We start from the raw sequence: 18,822 nt of genomic DNA, 5'->3' as shown, positions 1-18,822 counted from the left end.
AAACAGTATCGGCGTCTTCACGCACGACTTTAGGGTCACTCTTCGGATCTGTGAAACGCTGTCTAGAAACCGGAGTGCCACGCCCTGCGTGGCAACCTCCATTCACCCCAGCACATCCCGCAGCTTGTACCAGGACATCGCCGCCACCAGCAGCGGCGTGCGCAGCAGGCGTCCGCCCGGGAACGGCCGGTGTGGAATGCGTTCGAAGACATCCAGGCGTTCGTTCTGCCCGGCAATGGCCTCGGCGATCACCGCTCCGGCCAGGCCGGTCGCTGCCACGCCGTGGCCGGAGAACCCCTGGGCGAAATACACCGTGGGCGTCAGCCGACCCCAATGCGGGGCGCGATTGCGGGTGATGTCCACGTACCCGCCCCAGACCTGTTCCATGCCGACATCGGCCAGTTGCGGGAAGACCTGGTGCATGCGCCGGGTCATCACGCCGCGCAGGTTCGGCGGCGGCAGCGCCGAATAGCTGGCGCGGCCGCCGAACAGCAGCCGGTGGTCGGCGCTGAGTCTGAAGTAATCCAGCGCCCAGCTGACGTCGGCCACGGCCATGTCGTTGCGGATCAGGTCGCGCGCCCGCGCGGCCCCCAGCGGCGCGCTGGCGCCGATATAGGTGCCCACCGGCATGATCCGGCGTTCCAGTTCCGGGGCGATGCCCTGCAGCCAGGCATTGCCGGCGATCACCACCTGGTTGGCACTGACCGTGCCGCTGGCCGTGCGCAGCCGGGGGCGTGGGCCGCGCTCCAGCGCCAGCACCGGGCTGGCTTCGTGGATCACCACGCCGAGGCCTTCCGCGGCGCGCGCCAGCCCGTGTGCATAGGCCAGCGGGTGCAGGTGGCCGCTGGCAGCGTCGAACATCGCCCCCCGGTAACGCGGACTGTCCAGCTGCTGGCGCAGGGTGCTGCGGTCCCACCACTGCAGGGGGTAGTCGTAACGCTCGGCCAGGGCCAGCAGGCCGTGCCGCAACGCACGCTCCTGGCGCGGGTTGATCGGCACGCTGGCATGGCCGTCGCGCCAGTCGCAGGCGATCGCGTAGCGCTGCAGGCGCTGCCGCAGCAGGTCCATGCCCTCACGCGAGTAGTCGAACAGGCGGCGGGCTTCGGCATCGCCCACCAGCCGCTCCAGGGTATCCACCTCGCAGCCGTAGCCCACGATGGCCTGGCCGCCGTTGCGGCCCGAGGCGCCCCAGCCGACCCGCTGGGCCTCCAGTACGGTTACCCGGTAGCCGCGCTCGGCCAGCGACAGCGCGGTGGACAGGCCGGTATATCCCGCCCCCAGCACGCACACGTCGGTGGCCTGGTCGGCGCGCAGTGGAGGGCGCAATGGCTGCGCCGGCACGCTGTCGGCATACCAGCTGGGTGCATGCGGCTGGCCGGCCGTGCTCATCGCGGACTCGCTCATGCGCACAGCATGCCAGCAACCGGCGTGGACGGCAGGTGGCCGGGCGGTGACGGCCGCGGTTGCGCCCGCGCGGCGGGCAGGGGTAACGTGCCCGCATGGCCACCCGATCGCGTCCGCGCAAAGCTGCACCTTCGTCGCGCAAGGCGACCGCCCCGGCACGCAAGCCGTCGTCACGCAAGGCGGCGGTCGCACCGGTGCCCGAGGAAAGCATGCTGCTGCGCTGGCTCAAGGAACGCCGCATCACAGAAGTGGAATGCCTGGTGCCGGACATCACCGGCAATGCGCGCGGCAAGATCATTCCCGCCGACAAGTTCTCGCATGACTATGGCACCCGCTTGCCGGAAGGCATCTTCGCCACCACCGTGACCGGCGAGTTCCCGGACGACTACTACGAACTGACCTCGCCATCGGATTCGGACATGATCCTGCGCCCGGACCCGGATACCGTGCGCATGGTGCCGTGGGCCACGGACCCGACCGCCCAGATCATCCATGACTGCTACACCAAGCACGGCGAGCCGCACGAGCTGGCGCCGCGCAACGTGCTGCGCCGCGTGCTGGACGCCTACGCCGAACTGGGCCTGCGTCCGGTGGTGGCACCGGAGCTGGAATTCTTCCTGGTGCAGAAGAACACCGACCCGGATTTCCCGCTGCTGCCGCCGGCCGGACGCTCCGGTCGCCCGGAAACGGCGCGGCAGTCGTACTCGATCGACGCAGTCAACGAATTCGATCCGATCCTGGACCTGATGTACGACTACTGCGACGCGATGAAGCTGGACGTGGACACCCTCATCCACGAATCCGGCGCGGCGCAGCTGGAAGTGAATTTCACCCACGCCAATGCGATGGACCTGGCCGACCAGGTATTCCTGTTCAAGCGCACCATGCGCGAATCGGCCATGCGCCACGGGGTGTACGCCACCTTCCTGGCCAAGCCGATGGAAACCGAGCCGGGCAGCGCCATGCACATCCACCAGAGCCTGGTGCGCATCAGTGACGGCCACAATGTGTTCAGTGGCGACGCCGGTGGCGAGGAATTCAGCCCGCTGTTCGGCCACTACCTGGCCGGGCTGCAGAAGTACGTGCCGGCGGCGATGGCGTTCTTCGCCCCGAACGTGAATTCGTACCGCCGGCTGGTGTTCGGCGAGGTGTCGCCCAGCAACGTGCACTGGGGCTTCGACAACCGCACCTGTGGGCTGCGCGTGCCGATGGACACCCCGGAGAACATGCGGGTGGAAAGCCGCTTCGCCGGCTCCGACGCCAACCCCTACCTGGCCATCGCCGCCACCCTGGCTGCCGGCCTGCTGGGCATCCGCGAGCAGGGCTCGCCGACCGCGCCGGTCAGCGGCAGCGCCAAGGAGCTGGGCTACGACCTGCCGCGCTCGCTGGGCGAGGCGCTGGACGGCCTGGAAGGCTGCCCGGCGCTGCGCGAGATGCTGGGCGAGCGTTTCTGCCGGGCCTATGTGTCGGTCAAGCGCAAGGAATACGAGACCTTTTTCCGGGTCATCAGCTCCTGGGAGCGGGAATTCCTGCTGCTGAACGTGTGACCCGGCCGAGCCGCCCGATCAGGCATGGCCGTGAGGGCGGCGTGCTGGGAAAATAGCCGGCTGCCCGGTAGGCTGGCACCCGTCAGGCCGGTCTGCCCGGTTCCCCCACCCCGCACTGACCCGTGGAGCGTCCCATGAAGCTGCGAATCCTCTCCCTCGGCATTGCCGTTTCAATGCTCAGCGCCTGTGGTGGCGCCAAGCAGGAAGACAGCAAGGTGCTGAATGTCTACAACTACAGCGATTACATCGCCGAAGACACCATCCCGGACTTCGAGAAGGCCACCGGCATCCAGGTGACCTACGACGTGTTCGACAGCGACGAGATGGTGGAAACCAAGTTGCTGGCCGGTGGCAGTGGATATGACGTGGTGGTGCCGACGCTGAACTTCTTCGGCCGCCAGATCCAGGCCGGTGTGTTCCTGCCGCTGGACAAGAGCAGGATTCCCAACCTGGCCAATCTCGACCCGGAGATGATGAAGCGCATCGCGCAGCAGGATCCGGACAACAAGTACGGCGTGCCGTACATGATCGGCACCACCGGCATCGGCTACAACGTGGAGATGCTCAAGGAGCGTTTCGGCGGCAGTACCGAGATCGCCAACAGCTGGGACCTGATCTTCAAGCCGGAGAACATCGCCAGGATGAAGGATTGCGGGATCACGATCCTGGATACCCCGGCCGACATGATTCCGATCGCGCTGCATTACCTGGGCGAAGACCCGCACAGCCATGATCCGGCGGTGATCCAGAAGGCGGCGGAGCTGCTCAAGGGCATCCGTCCGTACGTGCAGAACTTCCACTCCTCGCAGTATGTCGGCTCGCTGGCCAACGGCGGCACCTGCCTGGTGGTGGGCTGGTCGGGCGACATCATCCAGGCCCGCGACCGCGCCGCCGAAGCGGCCAACGGCGTGACCGTGGCCTATTCGATTCCGAAAGAAGGCGCGCCGCAGTGGTTCGACATGCTGGCCATCCCGAAGGATGCCAAGCACCCGGACGCGGCCTATGCCTTCATCAACTACCTGCTCGACCCGAAGGTGGCGGCGGCCAACACCAACTTCATCCACTACGCCAACCCGGTGAGCGCGGCCACGCCGCTGGTGGACGACGCGATCCGCAACGATCCGACCATCTACCCGCCGGCCGAGGTGGCCGCGAAGATGTTCACCTACTCGATCAACCCGCCGGAGGTGGACAAGCTGTACACCCGCCTGTGGACCGAGGTAAAGACCGGGCGCTGAGTCTCAGCACCTGCCTGTAGGTCAATGCAGAGCGCCGGCGAGAGCCGGCGTCTCTTTATCACTCCTCGTTTGCAAAATTGTCTGCAAAATACTCGATGGCGGTTGACGCTTACTCGTACCTGTCATCGCTTTATACCGAAAAGGTAGTAAACGGTGAGATCAAAAAAGTCTTCAAGGAAGCGGCTTGGGCATTGGTAACCGTCAGAAACTGCTCGATTGTGCAAGCAGTCTCAGTGGGAATTCGTTCGCCATCTTGCACATTTGGAGCGGGCTTCGGTATGCCGCCGCTCGGCGCAGTGATGCGCAAGGTGGGTACGATGGTGTCCGTATCGTGGAGCCTCCCGCTTCGCCCTGGCGCGGCGTCCGTGTCTGATTGTCTGAATGATCTTGGCGTTATGTCATAGGTCATGCCTGCGTGCAGATCATAGTTCTTCGAGACAATGATGGTTCGCGTGAGAAACTCGCCCGGTCGGATCACAAGACGCTGCGTCAACGCCGCTCGCGGATAACTGACGCGATAACCCGTATACGGCGGGATGGACCCATCGATGCCACGTATGTGGAGAGCATCGCCTCTGAGTTTTCCATCCTCTCCTGTTTTTGGAATGTCTACAACTGGAATTGAAACGGGCGAAGTGCCGCCGTTACTGTATGTCACGGTGATGGTTACGTTCCCGGGCATGGTCTGGTGTTCCAGCGTCGCTACAACATTCGCATTCGCTACGAATGATTGGGCGAGCAGGACAACGATGAAGGATGCTGTTTTCCGATTGATCATGATGAGCGTCCGTTGCTTGTGCGGCATTCGAGTCATGTCGCACCAATTTTGAAGTGGGTGGGGGTTGCCAGTAAGCCTGCCGAAGATGTGCCGAACAATGCGGGCAAGTCAATGAGACTTGTCGCTTCAAACGCACTTTTCGTTTCAGCCACGGCTTTCCCTGTGTCAGCCACAGTCGCGAGCAATGGCAAGGGTTTCTCTCGGGTGACCAACGGGAGTTCCGCCCGGTCCACCATGCAGTAATCGTGGCGCTGTGGAAGTTTTTGGGGCGAGGGCCCTTCAGAATTTTGGCCGTACCTGGTTTGCCAGTGCGTGGCGCATTCGGTATTCACGGCCCCTCAGCACTACTCGTACTAAGGTAGGTACAGTGCGACGTTGGCCAGCAAGGCCAATGGACAAAATCCGGTATCGCCCCAGCCGCCAGCGAGCGCTAAAATGACTCGTCCGACCCCTGTCCTGACGCCGCTCCCGGAGCCGCTGCCCATGCCATTTGAAGCCAAGCCGGAAGGCGAGGTCGTTCCGGCCCTGGAGCCGGGCTATCTGTCCGTGCGCGCGCTGCGCAAGGAATTCGACGGCTTCGTCGCCCTGGATGACGTCAGCCTGGACGTGCGCAAGGGCGAGATCTTCGCCCTGCTGGGCGGCTCGGGCAGCGGCAAGTCGACCCTGCTGCGCTGTCTGGGCGGCTTCGAGACCCCCACCGCCGGCAGCATCGACCTGGACGGCCAGCGCATCAACGCGCTGCCGCCGTACCAGCGGCCGATCAACATGATGTTCCAGTCCTATGCGCTGTTCCCGCATATGACCGTCGAGCAGAACATCGCCTTTGGGCTGAAGCAGGACGGGTTGTCCAAGGACGCCATCCGCAAGCGGGTGGGGGAGATGCTGGAACTGGTGCAGCTGCAGCAGCTGGCCAGGCGCAGGCCACACCAGCTCTCCGGCGGCCAGCAGCAGCGCGTAGCGCTGGCGCGGTCGCTGGCCAAGGGGCCGAAGCTGCTGCTGCTGGACGAGCCGATGGGCGCGCTGGACAAGAAGCTGCGCTCGCAGATGCAGCTGGAGCTGGTCAACATCATCGAAACCTCGGGCGTGACCTGCGTGATGGTGACCCACGACCAGGAAGAGGCGATGACCATGGCCACCCGCATCGCGGTCATGGATGCCGGCTGGATCCAGCAGGTCGGCAAGCCGGACGAAATCTACGAGCAGCCGGCCAACCGCTTCGTGGCCGGGTTCATCGGCTCGGTCAACCTGTTCGACGGGGTGATCGACGAGGACCTGCCCGAGTACGTCACCGTGCGCACGCCGCTGTTCCCGGCGCCGATCTACGTCGCCCACGGCATCACCGGCTATGAAGGGCAGGAGGTGGCGTTCGCGCTGCGTCCGGAGAAGGTGATGATCGGCAAGGAAGAGCCGGCGGGCGCCACCAACAAGGCGCAGGGGGTGATCGAGGAAATCGCCTATTTCGGCAGCCACTCGGTGTACCACGTGCGCCTGCCCAGCGGGGCCAAGGTGCTGAGCAACTTCGCCAACTCGCAGCGCTGGGCCAGCGACGGCCTGACCTGGGGCGACAGCGTGTGGGTGCACTGGCGCGACAACGACGGCGTGGTGCTCACCGCATGAACGCCGCCGGCTGGAAGCGCTGGCTTCCCGGTGCGCGCGGCGGCGTGATCGCCGCGCCGTACCTGTGGCTGCTGCTGTTCTTCGCGGTGCCGTTCGTGATCATCCTGATGATCTCGTTCGCGCGCACCCAGGTCGGCTCGCCGCCGTACACCTGGCTGCTGGAATACGTGGACGGCGCGTTCTCGCTCAAGCTCAGCCTGGGCAACTATGCGACCCTGGTCAGGGACAGCCAGTACGTGCTGGCCTACCTGAGTTCGATCAAGATCGCGGTGATCGCCACGCTGTTCACCCTGCTGATCGGCTACCCGATGGCGTACGTGATCTCGCGGCTGTCGCCGGCCGCGCGCAACGTGGCGATGATGCTGGTGGTGCTGCCGTCCTGGACCTCGTTCCTGATCCGGGTGTATGCGTGGATCGGCATCCTCGACCGCAACGGCCTGCTCAACCAGCTGCTGCTGAAGATCGGAGTGATCGACGCGCCGCTGCAGATCCTGTACACGCCGACCGCCGCCTACATCGGCATCGTCTACTGCTACCTGCCGTTCATGGTGCTGCCGCTGTACGCCAACCTGGTCAAGCTGGACCACCGCCTGCTGGAAGCCGCCTACGACCTCGGTGCCAAACCCTGGCAGGCCTTCCTGAAGATTACCCTGCCGCTGTCGCGCACCGGCATCATCGCCGGCTGCATGCTGGTGATGATCCCGGCCGTGGGCGAATTCGTGATCCCGGAAATGCTGGGCGGACCGGACACGCTGATGATCGGTCGGGTACTGTGGGGCGAGTTCTTCAACAACCGCGACTGGCCTACCGCCTCGGCCGTGGCGATCGTGATGCTGGCCCTGCTGCTGGTGCCGATCCTGCTGTTCAACCGGGTGCAGCAGCGTGCGCTGGAAGGGAAGCTGGCATGAGCATGGTCCGCCGCAATCGCTGGCTGGGCTGGTCGGTGCTGGGGCTGGGCTTCGCCTTCCTGTACCTGCCGATCCTGCTGCTGATGATCTATTCGTTCAACGCGTCGAAGCTGGCCACGGTGTGGTCGGGCTTTTCCACGCGCTGGTACGGCGAGCTGTTCAACAACCGGCAGATCCTCGATGCGCTGTGGATCAGTCTGAGGGTGGCGTTCTGGACCGCCAGTGCGGCCACCGTGCTGGGCACCATGGCGGCCATGGTGATGACCCGTTTCAAGCGCTTCCCGGGCAAGACCGTGTTCGGGGCGCTGATCACCGCACCCCTGGTGATGCCGGAAGTGATCCTGGGCTTTTCGTTGATGACGCTGCTGGTGGCGATGGGGGGCATCCCCGGGTTTCCCAGTCGCGGTGTCGGCAGCATCTGGATCGCGCACGTGACCTTCACCCTGTCCTTCGTGACGGTGATCGTGTCTTCGCGCCTGCAGGAGCTGGACCGTTCGCTGGAAGAGGCGGCGATGGACCTGGGCGCCAGCCGGCTGAAGGTGTTCTTCCAGATCACCCTGCCGATCATCGCCCCGGCGCTGGTGGCCGGCTGGCTGCTGGCCTTCACCCTGTCGCTGGACGATGTGGTGATCGCCAGCTTCGTCGCCGGGCCGAACTCGACTACCCTGCCGATGAAGGTGTTCGCCTCGGTACGCATGGGCATCAAGCCGGAGATCAATGCGCTGGCCACCTTGATGGTGCTGGCGGTATCGGTCGCGGCGGTGATTGGCTGGTTCATCACCGCGCGGAGCGGGAAGCGGCGCCAGCGCGACATGCAGATGGCGTTGCAGGAAAAGGGCTGACGGCCGGGAGCCTGCTGAAACGCAATGTCGCGCGTATGTTGCCCTGTCTGCCAGACGCGGCAACATCCGGCTCACGGCGGCAGGCGCAGAATGGTCGCCTGTCTTCTGGAGATGCGCGATGACCGTTGAGATCGTCAACCCCGCGACCGGCCTGGTCACGTACCGTCACGAACTGCTCACGAGCGAGGCCATCGAGCAGCGCCTGGCCGCCGCAGCGGCGGCGTTCCCGAAATGGGCGGCGGAGTCGTTGCAGTCACGTGGCGCGGTCCTGCGCGGCATCGCGGCCCAGCTGCGCGCGCGCAGCGATGAACTCCAGCACGCGATGACCAGCGAAATGGGCAAGCTCAAGGGCGAGGCGCTGGCCGAAGTGGAGAAGTGCGCCCTGGCCTGCGAGTACTACGCCGACCATGCTGCCGACTACCTGAAGCCGCAGTTGATCGATACCGAAGCCCAGCGCAGCTATGTGCGCTATGAGCCGATCGGCTGCGTGTTTGCGGTGATGCCGTGGAATTTCCCGATCTGGCAGGTGTTCCGCTTCCTCGCCCCGGCCTTCATGGCCGGCAATGTCGCGCTGCTCAAGCACGCCAGCAACGTGCCGCAGTGCGCCGACCTGATCCTGGCCGCGTGCCGCGACGGCGGCCTGCCGGCGGGCGTGTTCGACGTGCTGCACATCGACAATGACCAGGCTGCCGAGGTGCTGCGCGACAAGCGGGTCAAGGCGGTCACGCTGACCGGCAGCGAACGGGCAGGGCGCTCGATCGCGGCCAATGCCGGCGACCAGCTGAAGAAGTGCGTGATGGAACTGGGCGGCAGCGATGCGTTCGTGGTGCTGGACGATGCCGACCTGGACACGACGGTCGCCGCTGCGGTGAAGTCGCGCTTCGACAACAGCGGGCAGACCTGCATCGCGGCCAAGCGCTTCATCGTGGTGGATGCGATCGCCGATGCATTCGTGCAGAAGTTCGTGGCGGCCGCTGCCGAACGCGTGTATGGCGATCCGCAGGACGAGACGACCACGCTGGCGCCCATGGCGCGGGCGGACCTGCGCGACGAGCTGCACGCGCAGGTGCAGGCCAGCGTGGCCAAGGGCGCGAAGGTTCTGCTCGGGGGCGAGCCGGTAGCGGGCAGCCATGCCGGCTATCCGGCGACGATCCTGGACAACGTGGTGCCGGGCATGCCGGCCTACGAAGAGGAGCTGTTCGGGCCGGTCGCCGCGATCCTGCGCGTGCGCGACGACGCGGACGCGTTGCGCGTGGCCAACGACACCAGCTTCGGGCTGGGCGGCAGCGTGTGGAGCGGCGATGCGGTGCGCGCCGAGCGGATCGCCCAGCAGCTCGAATGTGGCGCCGCATTCGTCAACGCCATCGTCAAGAGCGACGTACGGCTGCCGTTCGGCGGCAGCAAGCGGTCGGGATTCGGCCGCGAGTTGGCCGACCACGGCATCCACGAGTTCATGAACATCAAGACGGTGTACGTGGCCTGATGCGGGTGACGACCAACGGTCGTCACCTACCAGCTGCGCGTCCAACGACCGTCCCCAGCGCGTACGCGCGGCCGACGTTCAGCTCGTGGGTTGCGCGTGACCGACGGCCGGCCGGGCGCGCATGACCGACGGCCGTCCCGTCGGGTGCGCGTGACCGACGGCCGTCACGCGTCGGGTGCGGTAGGTATCGACCGTTGGTCGATACGCATCACAACCAGCGCGCGCGCTTGAACCACCAGTACAGCCCCACGCAGACCGCGCCCACCCCCACGATCATCGCCGGGTAGGCCCACGGTTTGTCCAGCTCGGGCATGTGCGCGAAGTTCATGCCGTACCAGCTGGTGATCAGGGTCGGGGCGGCCAGCAGCGCCGCCCAGGCGCCGAGCCGCTTCACGGTTTCGCCCTGCGCCAGGGTCACCAGCGACAGGTTCACGTTCAGCGCCGTGCCGAGCATCTCACGCAGGGTGTCGATCACATCGCTGATCCGCACCGCATGGTCGTGCACGTCGCGGATGTACAGCTTCACTTCGTCCGGGATCAGCTCGCCGGGGTAGCGGCGCAGCTGCGCCAGCACGTCCTGCAGCGGCGCCACCGCCATGCGCATCTTGTTCAGTTCGCGCTTGAGCTCATACAGCCGCACCACCGTGCTGCGCTGGTAGCTGTCGGCGAAGATGTCCTTTTCCAGCGAATCCAACGTGTCGCGGAAGTCGGAGGTGATCGGCAGGTAGTTGTCGACCACGAAATCCAGCACGGCGTACAGGCAATACGACGCGCCCATGGTCAGCAGCTGCGGCTCGCGCTCGACGCGTGTGCGTACCGGCGCGTAGGAGAGCGACGCGCCGTGGCGCACGGTCACCAGGAAGCGTGGGCCGAGGAAGGCGTGGGTTTCGCCGTATTCAATGCGGTCATGCACCCGCTGCGCGGTGGTCACCACCACGAACAGGCTGTTGCCATACGCCTCCACCTTGGGCCGCTGGTGCGCGTTGCGCGCATCGTCGATGGCCAGGTCGTGCAGGTCGAACTCTTCCTGCAACTTCAGCAGTACGGCGTCGGCAGGGTCGTACAGGCCCACCCAGACGAAACCGTTGTTGCTGGCGATCACATCGCTGATGGCATCCAGCGGGATGTCGTGGCGCTTGCCCTGGTCGTCGTAATGCACGCAGTTGATGACGCAGGCAGGATTGTCGGAAGTCGTGCTTTGCATGGGCGACATCCTGCGTCAGGGGCGCGTGACAGCCAGGTCACGACGGCCCAGCACCCAGGCCAGCGCCACGTGCAGCGGCAGCATCAGCACGATCCACTGCAGGTTGATCTGTGGCTGCAGGGTCAGCCAGTGCAGCACCAGGCCCAGCGTGGACAACGCCGCCACCGACCACAACAGGACCCCGAACCAGCGTCGCGGGGGGCGACCGCGCAGCAGGGTGATCGCCCCTGGCAGCAACAGCAGGCACAGCGGCGACAGCTGCAGCAGGTTGCGGTTGGCCCACGCCGCGTGGTGCGCACTGAAGCCCCACAGGAAGGTCAGCAGCGCCCCGGCGATACCGCAGAACAGCCACACCGGCAGCGCCAGCCCGCCCAGCAGGCGGGGGCGGCGTCGCAGCGCGACGACGCCGGCGGCCAGCACCAGCCCGCACAGCAGCCACGGCCACCACTGCCGCGCGAATTCGGCCGGTTCCGGCGCGATCCGGTGCGGCAGCAGTTCCTGCTCGGCCTGCACCAGCGGGCGGCCCTCGCTGTTGCGCACCTCGCGCAGTGCCGCGGCCAGGCGCATCGGCACGAAGGCTTCCTGCCAGCGCGACAGCGGCTGGTCGGCATAGGGGCCCAGGCCGATGTCGAAGCCCAGCCACATCCACGGTGCGGGCGAGGCCAGGCGCACCGACTCGCTGCGGTAGGTGTTGCCCCGCGAGCGTCCGGACAGCTGCGAATGCAGGCTGCCGCCCAGCGCGCCATCGATGGCGTCGCGGACCATGGTGGCGCAGTTGGCGGTGTAATAGTCGTATCGGTAGCGGGCGTTTTCCGGCCGGGCGCGCTCGGCCAGCGACGCGGCCAGCGTGCGCGCCTGTTCCGGGGTCAGGTCCAGCCACTGCAGGTGGGCGCCACGGCCGCTGTCGCGGTAGTAGGACAGGTCCTGCTCCAGCGGCAGGGCGACCAGGTAATACATCATGTCGCCGCGGATGAAGCGGCTGATGAAGTCCGGTTCGCTCGGGTCGAAGTAGCCGAAGTTGTACGAGGTGGCTGCCCCGGTGACCGGGTCGACCACCACGATGGCGTCATGCCCGAAACGCTCGAAGAAGATCTCGCCCGGCTGCATGGTGACGATGCCGATGCGCGGCGGCGGGGTTTCAGCCGCTGGCGCCGCAACCGGCGCGGGCACGGGCGCCAGCGCAGGGGCGGCCAGCACGACCGCCGGCAGGCTGCACAGGACCAGCAGGAACAACAGGCGGCACAACGGCCACCGCATCAGCAGGGGCCGCATGGCGTGGGTCAATCCTCGGTGGAGATGTCGGGCGGCAGCACGGTCACGTGGAATGCCTGCACGCGCCGGGCATCGGCACGCGCCACCCGGAACACGAAGCGGTCCAGGGTCAACTCGTCGCCGGTTTCGGGCAGGTGGCCGATCGCCTCGGTGACCAGGCCACCGATGGTGTCGTAGTCGTCGTCGGGGAACGCAGCGCCGAAACGCTCGTTGAAATCGCCGATCGGGGTCAGTGCATCGACCACGTACTGGCCGTCGGCCTGGATCGCGATCTGCGCGGTATGGTCTTCGGCCTCGTCATGCTCGTCGTCGATCTCGCCGACGATCTGTTCCAGCACGTCCTCGATGGTGACCAGCCCGGCGACACCGCCATACTCGTCGACCACGATCGCCATGTGGTTGCGCGACAGCCGGAATTCCTTGAGCAGCACGTTGAGCTTCTTGGCCTCGGGAATCAGCACCGCCGGCCGCAGCAGCTCACGCACGTTGGCCGGCCCGTTGTCGGCGACCACGCCGCGCAGCAGGTCCTTGGCCAGCAGTACGCCGAGGATGTCGTCCTTGTTGTCGCCGTGCACCGGGAAGCGCGAGTGGCCCGATTCGACCACCTGCTTCATCAGCTCCAGGAACGGGGCTTCCACCGGCAGCGAGACCATCTGCGAACGTGAAATCATCACATCGCCGACGGTGAGCTCGGCCACCGAGATCGCGCCTTCCATCATCCGCAGCGTGTCTGCGGCAATCAGGCCGTCGTCATGTGCGGTGTGCAGCACCGCCACCAGCTCGTCGCGGGTGTGGGGTTCGCCGGAGAAGGCAGAGGTCAGGCGTTCAAGCCAGCTGCGCTTCTTTTCTTGTTGCTCCGCAACGGAGCCACTACTGTCGTCTTCAGACATCTCTGCAAAAAAGGCACCCGGCGAGCCGGGCGTTGAGCCAAGTCTAGCAGGATGCGGGGCGCTGTCAGCCCCGGTCCGGTGGGGTGTTCACGGCCGGGGGGAGGGCGCCGGCCGGCGCCTCGTCCTCCGCCGGCAGGTCCAGGCTGTAGGTACAGCCGGCCAGGGTCTTGCCGGGGTGGGTCTTGACCGTGGACAGGCTCAGGATGATCGATTCGATCATCGGTTCACCGGTGCGCGGGTCGGTCACGTCGCGGCTGACCACCTCGCGGCCGGCCATGAACTTCTCCGGGGAGTCGACCCCGTCTTCCAGCGCCAGCGCCTTGGCCATCGGTCGCGGGTCGGCCACGTCCAGGATGGCCATGATGCTGGCGCCGGACACGGCCACGTACTCGGTGGCCTGGCCGAAGACGGTCAGCGGCCTGGCCAGCCGGTACTCGCTCATGAATGGATTGTTCTGCGGCAGCGGCTGCATGCCGTTGGCCACGGCCTTGAGCGGGTCGGCCACTACCGGCGCCACCGCGTCATAGTCGGCCACCCGCTGGCGGCATTCGATCAGCGCGGCCAGGTCCAGCTGCGGCGCGGTCCCGGCAGCCAGCGGGGCGGAGGTCAGGGCCAGCAGCCCCAGGCAGAGGATGCGCGGTTTCATGTCGGCTCAGCGCTCGCCCGCATAGGGATCGGCAATGCCGAGGTCGGCCAGGATCTCGCGTTCCAGCTGTTCCATCGCTTCGGCTTCCTTGTCGTCCTCGTGGTCCCACCCCAGCAGGTGCAGCGCACCGTGCACGGTCAGGTGCGCGTAGTGCGCGTTGAGCGCCTTGCCCTGTTCCAGTGCCTCGCTGGCCACCACCGGCGCGCAGATCACCAGGTCGCCCAGCAACGGGAACTTGACCCCCTTGGGCAGGCCTTCGGGCAGTTCAGCCGGAAAACTCAACACGTTGGTGGCGTAATCCTTGCCCCGGTAGTGCCGGTTCAGCGACTGGCCTTCCTTTGCATCGACCACCCGGATCGCCAGATCGGCCTCCCGGATGCGGCCCTTCAGCGCGGCCGCCACCCACTTGCGGAAACTCACCGCAGACGGCAGCCCGGCCCGGGGCAGGGCATAGCTGACGGCAACATCAAGGCGGACAGGGCCCTTGGTCATGGCAATTCCGGTGCTTCGCTACAGGAGGCCCGCATTATCGCGCGCCCCGTAGCGACACGCCACGCGGGTCCCACGCACTGCCGGACGACGCCCTCACGCATCCGGCTTCACCTGCTGCAGATCGCGCCGGTCGTACGCACCGACGATCCGCGCCACCAGCGGGTGCCGCACCACGTCGCGCGCCTCGAAGAAGGTGAAACTTACCCCGTCCACCTCGCGCAGCACCTCCACCGCATCGCGCAGACCCGACTTCACGTGCTTGGGCAGGTCGGTCTGGGTCAGGTCGCCGGTGACCACGGCGGTGGAACCGAAGCCCAGGCGGGTCAGGAACATTTTCATCTGTTCCACCGTGGTGTTCTGCGCCTCGTCCAGGATCACGTAGGCATCGTTGAGGGTGCGCCCGCGCATGTAGGCCAGCGGCGCGATTTCGATGACATTCTTCTCCAGCAGCTTGATCACCTTTTCCACGCCCAGCATTTCATACAGGGCGTCATACAGCGGGCGCAGGTACGGGTCCACCTTCTGGCTCAGGTCGCCGGGCAGGAAGCCGAGTTTCTCGCCGGCCTCCACCGCCGGGCGCACCAGGATCAGCCGCTGTACACGCGATTCATTCAGCGCATCCACCGCGCTGGCCACGGCCAGGAAGGTCTTGCCGGTGCCGGCCGGGCCGATCCCGAAGTTGATGTCATGGGTGGCGATCTGGTGCAGGTAGCGCGCCTGGTTGGCACCGCGCCCGCGCACCGTGCCGCGCTTGACCTTGATCGCGACGTCCTGCGCCTCGTAGCTGCGCTCCACCACGTGTTCCACGTTGGCCTGGTTCAGGCGCAGGTGGATGGCGTGGCTGTCGAAGCGGGTCTCGGCCGCTTCCAGGTACAGCGCCTCGATCAGCGCCTGCGCCTCTTCGGCCACCGCCTTCGGTCCGGTCACCCGGAATACGTGGCCCCGGTTGGCGATCTCCACGCCGAGTTTGAGTTCGATCTGGCGCAGGTGTTCGTCGAAGGGGCCGGCCAGGTTGGCCAGGCGTTCGGTGTCTTCAGGCGCCAGGGTGAAGTCGCGGTGGGACAGTGCGGTCATTGCGTGCGGCGGCAGCAGGTGGAAGGACAGGGTAGCGCGCGACCGTAGGCCCCGCCACAGCGACACGGTTCTCCACAGCGGCTGTGCAGCAGCGGTGCAGCAACCTGTGGATAGCTGCACGCAGCCCTAGTGCGGCAATGCGGTTGGACGCGTGGCCAAAAAATGGACAGGGGCGGCGGGGTTTTCCACACCGGTTGTGGGCGGCTGCGCGGGAAACATGTGGATAACCGCGCCGGTCCCAGGCGCGGCAACGGTCCGCGCGGGGTGATCATTTCCTGACCACTGACCGCTCCTTCACGCGGGCCTGCGCAAGGTGACGGTCTCTCAGTGCTGCGGTCGTGCCGGGGCCCGCCGATGTCCATATACCGCTTGCTGCCGCTGCGGACGCTCGCGCTGGCCGCTGCCGGGCTGCTGGCCGCGTGCCAGCCGACGCCGCCCAGTGCCCTGGGTACCCTGGAGTGGGACCGCATCACGGTGCCGGCGCCGGCAGCGGAAACCATTGTCGGCATCGGCGTACGCGAGGGTCAGCAGGTCGCGGCCGGTGCCGCGCTGGTTCAGCTGGAACCGGTCCGCACTGCCGCCCAGCTGCAGGCGCTGCAGGCCCAGGCCAGCCAGGCCGGACAGGCACTGCAGGAGCTGCGCGCCGGCCCGCGCCGCGAGGAGATCGACCAGGCGCGCGCCAACCTCGCCTCCGCCCGGGCCGAGGCGGCGGATGCGTCGGCGTATTACGCACGCCTGCAGCCGCTCGGGCGTCGACAGCTGGTGGCCGCCGCCGACGTGGACCGTGCGCGCGCCGCTGCGGGCAGCGCGGCCGGTGCGGTGCGTGCCGCGCAGCAGGCGCTGCTGGCGCTGGAGCATGGCACCCGTGTCGAGCAGGTCGCCCAGGGCGAAGCTGCGTTCCAGTCCGCGCAGGCGCAGGTCGCCGCACAGGCAGTCACCCTGCGCAAGCTCGATCTGGTCGCGCCGCGCGCGGGCCGGGTCGACGCGCTGCCCTACCGGTTGGGCGACCAGGCACCGGTGGGCGCGCCCCTGGTGGTGATGCTGGTCGGCGAGCGTCCACATGCACGGGTGTATCTGCCTGAGCCACTGCGGGTGCAGGTGCGCGTCGGGCAGGCCGCCCACGTGTACCTGCAGGGCAGTGACGCAGCCTTGCCGGGGCACGTGCGCAGCATCCGCAGCGATCCGGTGTTCACCCCGTACTATGCGCTCAGCGGCGATGACGTCTCGCGGATGAGCTGGCTGGCCGAGATCGAGCTGGACGACGCGGGGGGCAGGGGCCTGGCCGACCTGCCCGCCGGCGCACCGGTACGGGTCGAATTTTGAACGTACCCGTGCCCGCGGACGCGGACGCGCCGACGCCGCTGGCGATCCGCGCGCGTGGCCTGACCAGGCGCTTCGGCACCGTGGCCGCCGTGGACCATGTCGACCTGAGCGTGCCACGCGCCAGCGTGTATGGCTTTCTCGGTCCAAACGGGTCGGGCAAGTCAACCACCATCCGCATGCTGTGCGGCCTGCTCACCCCCACCGAAGGGGAGATCGAGGTGCTGGGACTGCGCATTCCCGAGCAGGCCGACGCCCTGCGTCGGCGGATCGGGTACATGACCCAGCGCTTTTCGTTGTTCGAAGACCTGACCGTGCGCGAGAACCTGGAGTTCCTGGCTGCCGTGCAGGATATTCCACGGGCCCGGGCCGCGCAGCGCATCGACACCCTGCTCCAGCAGTACCGGTTCGAAGACCGCCAGGCGCAGCTGGCCGGCACCATGAGCGGCGGCCAGAAACAGCGACTGGCGCTGGCCGGCGCGGTCATCCACGAACCCGAGCTGCTGTTCCTGGACGAGCCGACCAGCGCGGTCGATCCGGAATCGCGGCGCGACTTCTGGGAGAAGCTGTTCGACCTGGCCGACGCCGGCACCACGCTGCTGGTGTCCACGCATTACATGGATGAGGCCGAGCGCTGCCATCGGCTGGCCATCCTCGACCAGGGGGTGCTGGTGGCCGATGGCAGCCCCGCCGAGCTGACGGCCGCGCTGGAAGGGCGCACGCTGGAGGTGCATGCGGCGCAGCCGCGGCAGGCGCAGCGTGCACTGGCCAGCCTGCCGGGCGTACTCAGCGTGGCGCAGATCGGCAATGCGCTGCGGGTGCTGCTGGACACCGACGAGGATGCGCAGGCCCGCCTGCAGCAGGCGTTGCGCGCAGCCGGGCAGGAGGCGGAGGTGGTGCGCAGCGATGCCAGCCTGGAGGACGTATTCGTCTCGGCCACGCGCGGGCGCGAAGCGTCGGCGGCCGACGGGGCCACCCGATGAACCTGCGCCGGCTGTGGGCGATCGTGCTCAAGGAGCTGCGGCAGATGCGCCGCGACCGCATCACCCTGGCCATGATCGTCGGCATCCCGGTGATGCAGCTGGTGCTGTTCGGATACGCCATCAACATCAACCTGCGCCACCTGCAGGCCGGCATCGCCGACCAGGCGGGAACGTCGGCGTCGCGCGCGCTGCTGATGGACATGGCCGCCACCGGTGTGATCACCCCGATCCTGCGCGTGGATACCCCGGAGCAGCTGATGACCGCGCTGCGTCGCGGGCAGGTCAGCCTGGGCATCGTGATCCCGGCCGACTTCGAGCGCCGCCGCTTCGAAGGTCGCGAGGCGGTGCAGGTGCTGGTGGATGGCAGCGACACCGTGGTGCAGAGCGCGGCGGTACAGCTGGCCCAGGTGCCACTGGACACCCGGCCGCTGCGCAATGACCGGCCGCTGCGCGATGGCGCGGTCGGCACCGGCGCCCAGATCAGCGTGGTGGCGTTCTACAACCCCGAGCGGCGCTCGGCGGTCAACATCGTGCCGGGACTGATCGGGATCATCCTCACCATGACCATGGTGATGTTCACCGCCGTGGCGATCGTGCGCGAGCGCGAGCGCGGCAACATGGAACTGCTGATCGCCACCCCGTTGAGCAGCAGCGAACTGATGGTCGGCAAGGTGCTGCCGTATGCGGCGATCGGGCTGGTCCAGACCACGCTGGTGCTGCTGCTGGGCATGTGGCTGTTCCAGGTGCCGGTGCGTGGCAGCGTGTTCGACGTCTACCTGGCCGCGGTCCTGCTGATCGCCGCCAACCTGTCGATGGGCCTGTTGATCTCGACCCGGGCACAGTCGCAGTTCCAGGCCATGCAGATGACGATGTTCGTGTTCCTGCCGTCGATCCTGCTGTCCGGTTTCATGTTTCCGTTCGCCGGCATGCCGCGCGTCGTGCAGTGGGTGGCCGAGATCCTGCCGCTCACCCATTTCCTGCGCCTGGTGCGGGGCATCATGCTGCGCGGCGCCCGGTGGTGGGAGCTGTGGCCGGAAGTGCTGGCCCTGCTGGCCTTCATCGTGGTGATGATGACCCTGGCGATCCTGCGGTTCCGCAAGCGGCTGGATTGACCCAGCGTGTCA

General features: G+C 67.0%; 17 protein-coding genes. 9 read left to right on the top strand and 8 right to left on the bottom strand.

What is annotated here, in order from left to right; all coding sequences use genetic code 11:
• Positions 1-102: 102 nt before the first annotated feature.
• Positions 103-1,404: an NAD(P)/FAD-dependent oxidoreductase gene (locus tag ACIGII_RS09125; RefSeq protein WP_399636914.1), complete on the bottom strand. Its 1,302-nt coding sequence runs from the start codon at positions 1,402-1,404 to the stop codon at positions 103-105.
• A gap of 209 nt (positions 1,405-1,613) precedes the next feature.
• On the opposite strand from ACIGII_RS09125, the gene ACIGII_RS09120 reads away from it, so the two are divergent.
• Positions 1,614-2,951 (top strand): glutamine synthetase family protein, encoded by a 1,338-nt coding sequence (locus tag ACIGII_RS09120; protein ID WP_399637103.1) that lies wholly within the window; start codon positions 1,614-1,616, stop codon positions 2,949-2,951.
• A 134-nt stretch (positions 2,952-3,085) separates the two neighbouring features.
• Complete coding sequence (locus tag ACIGII_RS09115; RefSeq protein ID WP_399636911.1) at positions 3,086-4,189, top strand: polyamine ABC transporter substrate-binding protein; 1,104 nt, start codon at positions 3,086-3,088, stop codon at positions 4,187-4,189.
• A gap of 130 nt (positions 4,190-4,319) precedes the next feature.
• On the opposite strand, the gene ACIGII_RS09110 is transcribed toward ACIGII_RS09115, so the two are convergent.
• A complete protein-coding gene (locus ACIGII_RS09110) occupies positions 4,320-4,967 on the bottom strand; it encodes a hypothetical protein (RefSeq protein WP_399636908.1) in 648 nt (215 codons plus the stop codon).
• Between the two features lie 483 nt (positions 4,968-5,450).
• Here ACIGII_RS09110 and ACIGII_RS09105 point away from each other — a divergent pair, with 483 nt between their 5' ends.
• The 4 genes from ACIGII_RS09105 to ACIGII_RS09090 all read left to right on the top strand — a co-directional run bounded on the left by ACIGII_RS09105 (position 5,451) and on the right by ACIGII_RS09090 (position 9,817).
• The gene (locus ACIGII_RS09105; protein WP_399636906.1) at positions 5,451-6,584 is read left to right on the top strand and encodes an ABC transporter ATP-binding protein; all 1,134 of its coding nucleotides are present in this window, start codon (positions 5,451-5,453) and stop codon (positions 6,582-6,584) included.
• The gene (locus ACIGII_RS09100) at positions 6,581-7,492 is read left to right on the top strand and encodes an ABC transporter permease subunit (RefSeq protein WP_399636905.1); all 912 of its coding nucleotides are present in this window, start codon (positions 6,581-6,583) and stop codon (positions 7,490-7,492) included. The genes ACIGII_RS09105 and ACIGII_RS09100 overlap by 4 nt, the downstream gene beginning before the upstream one ends.
• Positions 7,489-8,334 carry an ABC transporter permease subunit gene (locus ACIGII_RS09095; RefSeq protein WP_399636903.1) on the top strand — a complete coding sequence of 282 codons (846 nt, stop codon included), beginning with the start codon at positions 7,489-7,491 and terminating at the stop codon, positions 8,332-8,334. Before ACIGII_RS09100 ends, ACIGII_RS09095 begins: the two co-directional genes overlap by 4 nt.
• A gap of 118 nt (positions 8,335-8,452) precedes the next feature.
• Positions 8,453-9,817 carry an NAD-dependent succinate-semialdehyde dehydrogenase gene (locus ACIGII_RS09090; protein WP_399636901.1) on the top strand — a complete coding sequence of 455 codons (1,365 nt, stop codon included), beginning with the start codon at positions 8,453-8,455 and terminating at the stop codon, positions 9,815-9,817.
• A 208-nt stretch (positions 9,818-10,025) separates the two neighbouring features.
• Here ACIGII_RS09090 and ACIGII_RS09085 read toward each other — a convergent pair whose 3' ends face one another.
• The 6 genes from ACIGII_RS09085 to ACIGII_RS09060 form a co-directional block, all read right to left on the bottom strand.
• Entirely contained in the window at positions 10,026-11,021 is a 996-nt protein-coding gene (locus ACIGII_RS09085; RefSeq protein WP_399636898.1) for a magnesium and cobalt transport protein CorA, read from the bottom strand.
• A 15-nt stretch (positions 11,022-11,036) separates the two neighbouring features.
• Positions 11,037-12,293 carry a DUF4105 domain-containing protein gene (locus ACIGII_RS09080; protein WP_399636897.1) on the bottom strand — a complete coding sequence of 419 codons (1,257 nt, stop codon included), beginning with the start codon at positions 12,291-12,293 and terminating at the stop codon, positions 11,037-11,039.
• Positions 12,294-12,301: 8 nt separating this feature from the next.
• The gene (locus ACIGII_RS09075) at positions 12,302-13,183 is read right to left on the bottom strand and encodes an HlyC/CorC family transporter (protein ID WP_399636896.1); all 882 of its coding nucleotides are present in this window, start codon (positions 13,181-13,183) and stop codon (positions 12,302-12,304) included.
• A 64-nt stretch (positions 13,184-13,247) separates the two neighbouring features.
• Positions 13,248-13,829 carry a hypothetical protein gene (locus ACIGII_RS09070; RefSeq protein ID WP_399636895.1) on the bottom strand — a complete coding sequence of 194 codons (582 nt, stop codon included), beginning with the start codon at positions 13,827-13,829 and terminating at the stop codon, positions 13,248-13,250.
• A 6-nt stretch (positions 13,830-13,835) separates the two neighbouring features.
• Positions 13,836-14,321 (bottom strand): rRNA maturation RNase YbeY, encoded by a 486-nt coding sequence (gene ybeY / locus ACIGII_RS09065; protein ID WP_399636893.1) that lies wholly within the window; start codon positions 14,319-14,321, stop codon positions 13,836-13,838.
• Positions 14,322-14,414: 93 nt separating this feature from the next.
• On the bottom strand, positions 14,415-15,395 hold the full coding sequence (locus tag ACIGII_RS09060; RefSeq protein WP_399636890.1) for a PhoH family protein: 981 nt from the start codon (positions 15,393-15,395) through the stop codon (positions 14,415-14,417).
• Between the two features lie 354 nt (positions 15,396-15,749).
• Between ACIGII_RS09060 and ACIGII_RS09055 the strand changes: the two genes are divergently transcribed.
• The 3 genes from ACIGII_RS09055 to ACIGII_RS09045 are packed head-to-tail and all read left to right on the top strand — an operon-like array spanning position 15,750 to position 18,810.
• A complete protein-coding gene (locus ACIGII_RS09055) occupies positions 15,750-16,718 on the top strand; it encodes an HlyD family secretion protein (protein WP_399636888.1) in 969 nt (322 codons plus the stop codon).
• 44 nt (positions 16,719-16,762) lie between these two features.
• The gene (locus ACIGII_RS09050) at positions 16,763-17,698 is read left to right on the top strand and encodes an ATP-binding cassette domain-containing protein (RefSeq protein ID WP_399637100.1); all 936 of its coding nucleotides are present in this window, start codon (positions 16,763-16,765) and stop codon (positions 17,696-17,698) included.
• Positions 17,695-18,810 carry an ABC transporter permease gene (locus ACIGII_RS09045; RefSeq protein WP_399636886.1) on the top strand — a complete coding sequence of 372 codons (1,116 nt, stop codon included), beginning with the start codon at positions 17,695-17,697 and terminating at the stop codon, positions 18,808-18,810. Before ACIGII_RS09050 ends, ACIGII_RS09045 begins: the two co-directional genes overlap by 4 nt.
• The last annotated feature ends 12 nt before the right edge of the window (positions 18,811-18,822 follow it).

Source organism: Stenotrophomonas sp. NPDC077420 (assembly GCF_044543385.1).
Taxonomy (GTDB): domain Bacteria; phylum Pseudomonadota; class Gammaproteobacteria; order Xanthomonadales; family Xanthomonadaceae; genus Stenotrophomonas.
The sequence above is the reverse complement of the archived record's forward strand: the minus strand, read 5'-3'. Positions and strand labels throughout refer to the sequence as shown.

Coding starts and splice junctions, on each gene's coding strand:
- ACIGII_RS09125 (WP_399636914.1), bottom strand. CDS start 1,404: ATGAGCGAGTCCGCGATGAGCACGGCCGGCCAGCCGCATGCACCCAGC.
- ACIGII_RS09120 (WP_399637103.1), top strand. CDS start 1,614: ATGCTGCTGCGCTGGCTCAAGGAACGCCGCATCACAGAAGTGGAATGC.
- ACIGII_RS09115 (WP_399636911.1), top strand. CDS start 3,086: ATGAAGCTGCGAATCCTCTCCCTCGGCATTGCCGTTTCAATGCTCAGC.
- ACIGII_RS09110 (WP_399636908.1), bottom strand. CDS start 4,967: ATGATCAATCGGAAAACAGCATCCTTCATCGTTGTCCTGCTCGCCCAA.
- ACIGII_RS09105 (WP_399636906.1), top strand. CDS start 5,451: ATGCCATTTGAAGCCAAGCCGGAAGGCGAGGTCGTTCCGGCCCTGGAG.
- ACIGII_RS09100 (WP_399636905.1), top strand. CDS start 6,581: ATGAACGCCGCCGGCTGGAAGCGCTGGCTTCCCGGTGCGCGCGGCGGC.
- ACIGII_RS09095 (WP_399636903.1), top strand. CDS start 7,489: ATGAGCATGGTCCGCCGCAATCGCTGGCTGGGCTGGTCGGTGCTGGGG.
- ACIGII_RS09090 (WP_399636901.1), top strand. CDS start 8,453: ATGACCGTTGAGATCGTCAACCCCGCGACCGGCCTGGTCACGTACCGT.
- ACIGII_RS09085 (WP_399636898.1), bottom strand. CDS start 11,021: ATGCAAAGCACGACTTCCGACAATCCTGCCTGCGTCATCAACTGCGTG.
- ACIGII_RS09080 (WP_399636897.1), bottom strand. CDS start 12,293: ATGCGGCCCCTGCTGATGCGGTGGCCGTTGTGCCGCCTGTTGTTCCTG.
- ACIGII_RS09075 (WP_399636896.1), bottom strand. CDS start 13,183: ATGTCTGAAGACGACAGTAGTGGCTCCGTTGCGGAGCAACAAGAAAAG.
- ACIGII_RS09070 (WP_399636895.1), bottom strand. CDS start 13,829: ATGAAACCGCGCATCCTCTGCCTGGGGCTGCTGGCCCTGACCTCCGCC.
- ybeY (WP_399636893.1), bottom strand. CDS start 14,321: ATGACCAAGGGCCCTGTCCGCCTTGATGTTGCCGTCAGCTATGCCCTG.
- ACIGII_RS09060 (WP_399636890.1), bottom strand. CDS start 15,395: ATGACCGCACTGTCCCACCGCGACTTCACCCTGGCGCCTGAAGACACC.
- ACIGII_RS09055 (WP_399636888.1), top strand. CDS start 15,750: ATGTCCATATACCGCTTGCTGCCGCTGCGGACGCTCGCGCTGGCCGCT.
- ACIGII_RS09045 (WP_399636886.1), top strand. CDS start 17,695: ATGAACCTGCGCCGGCTGTGGGCGATCGTGCTCAAGGAGCTGCGGCAG.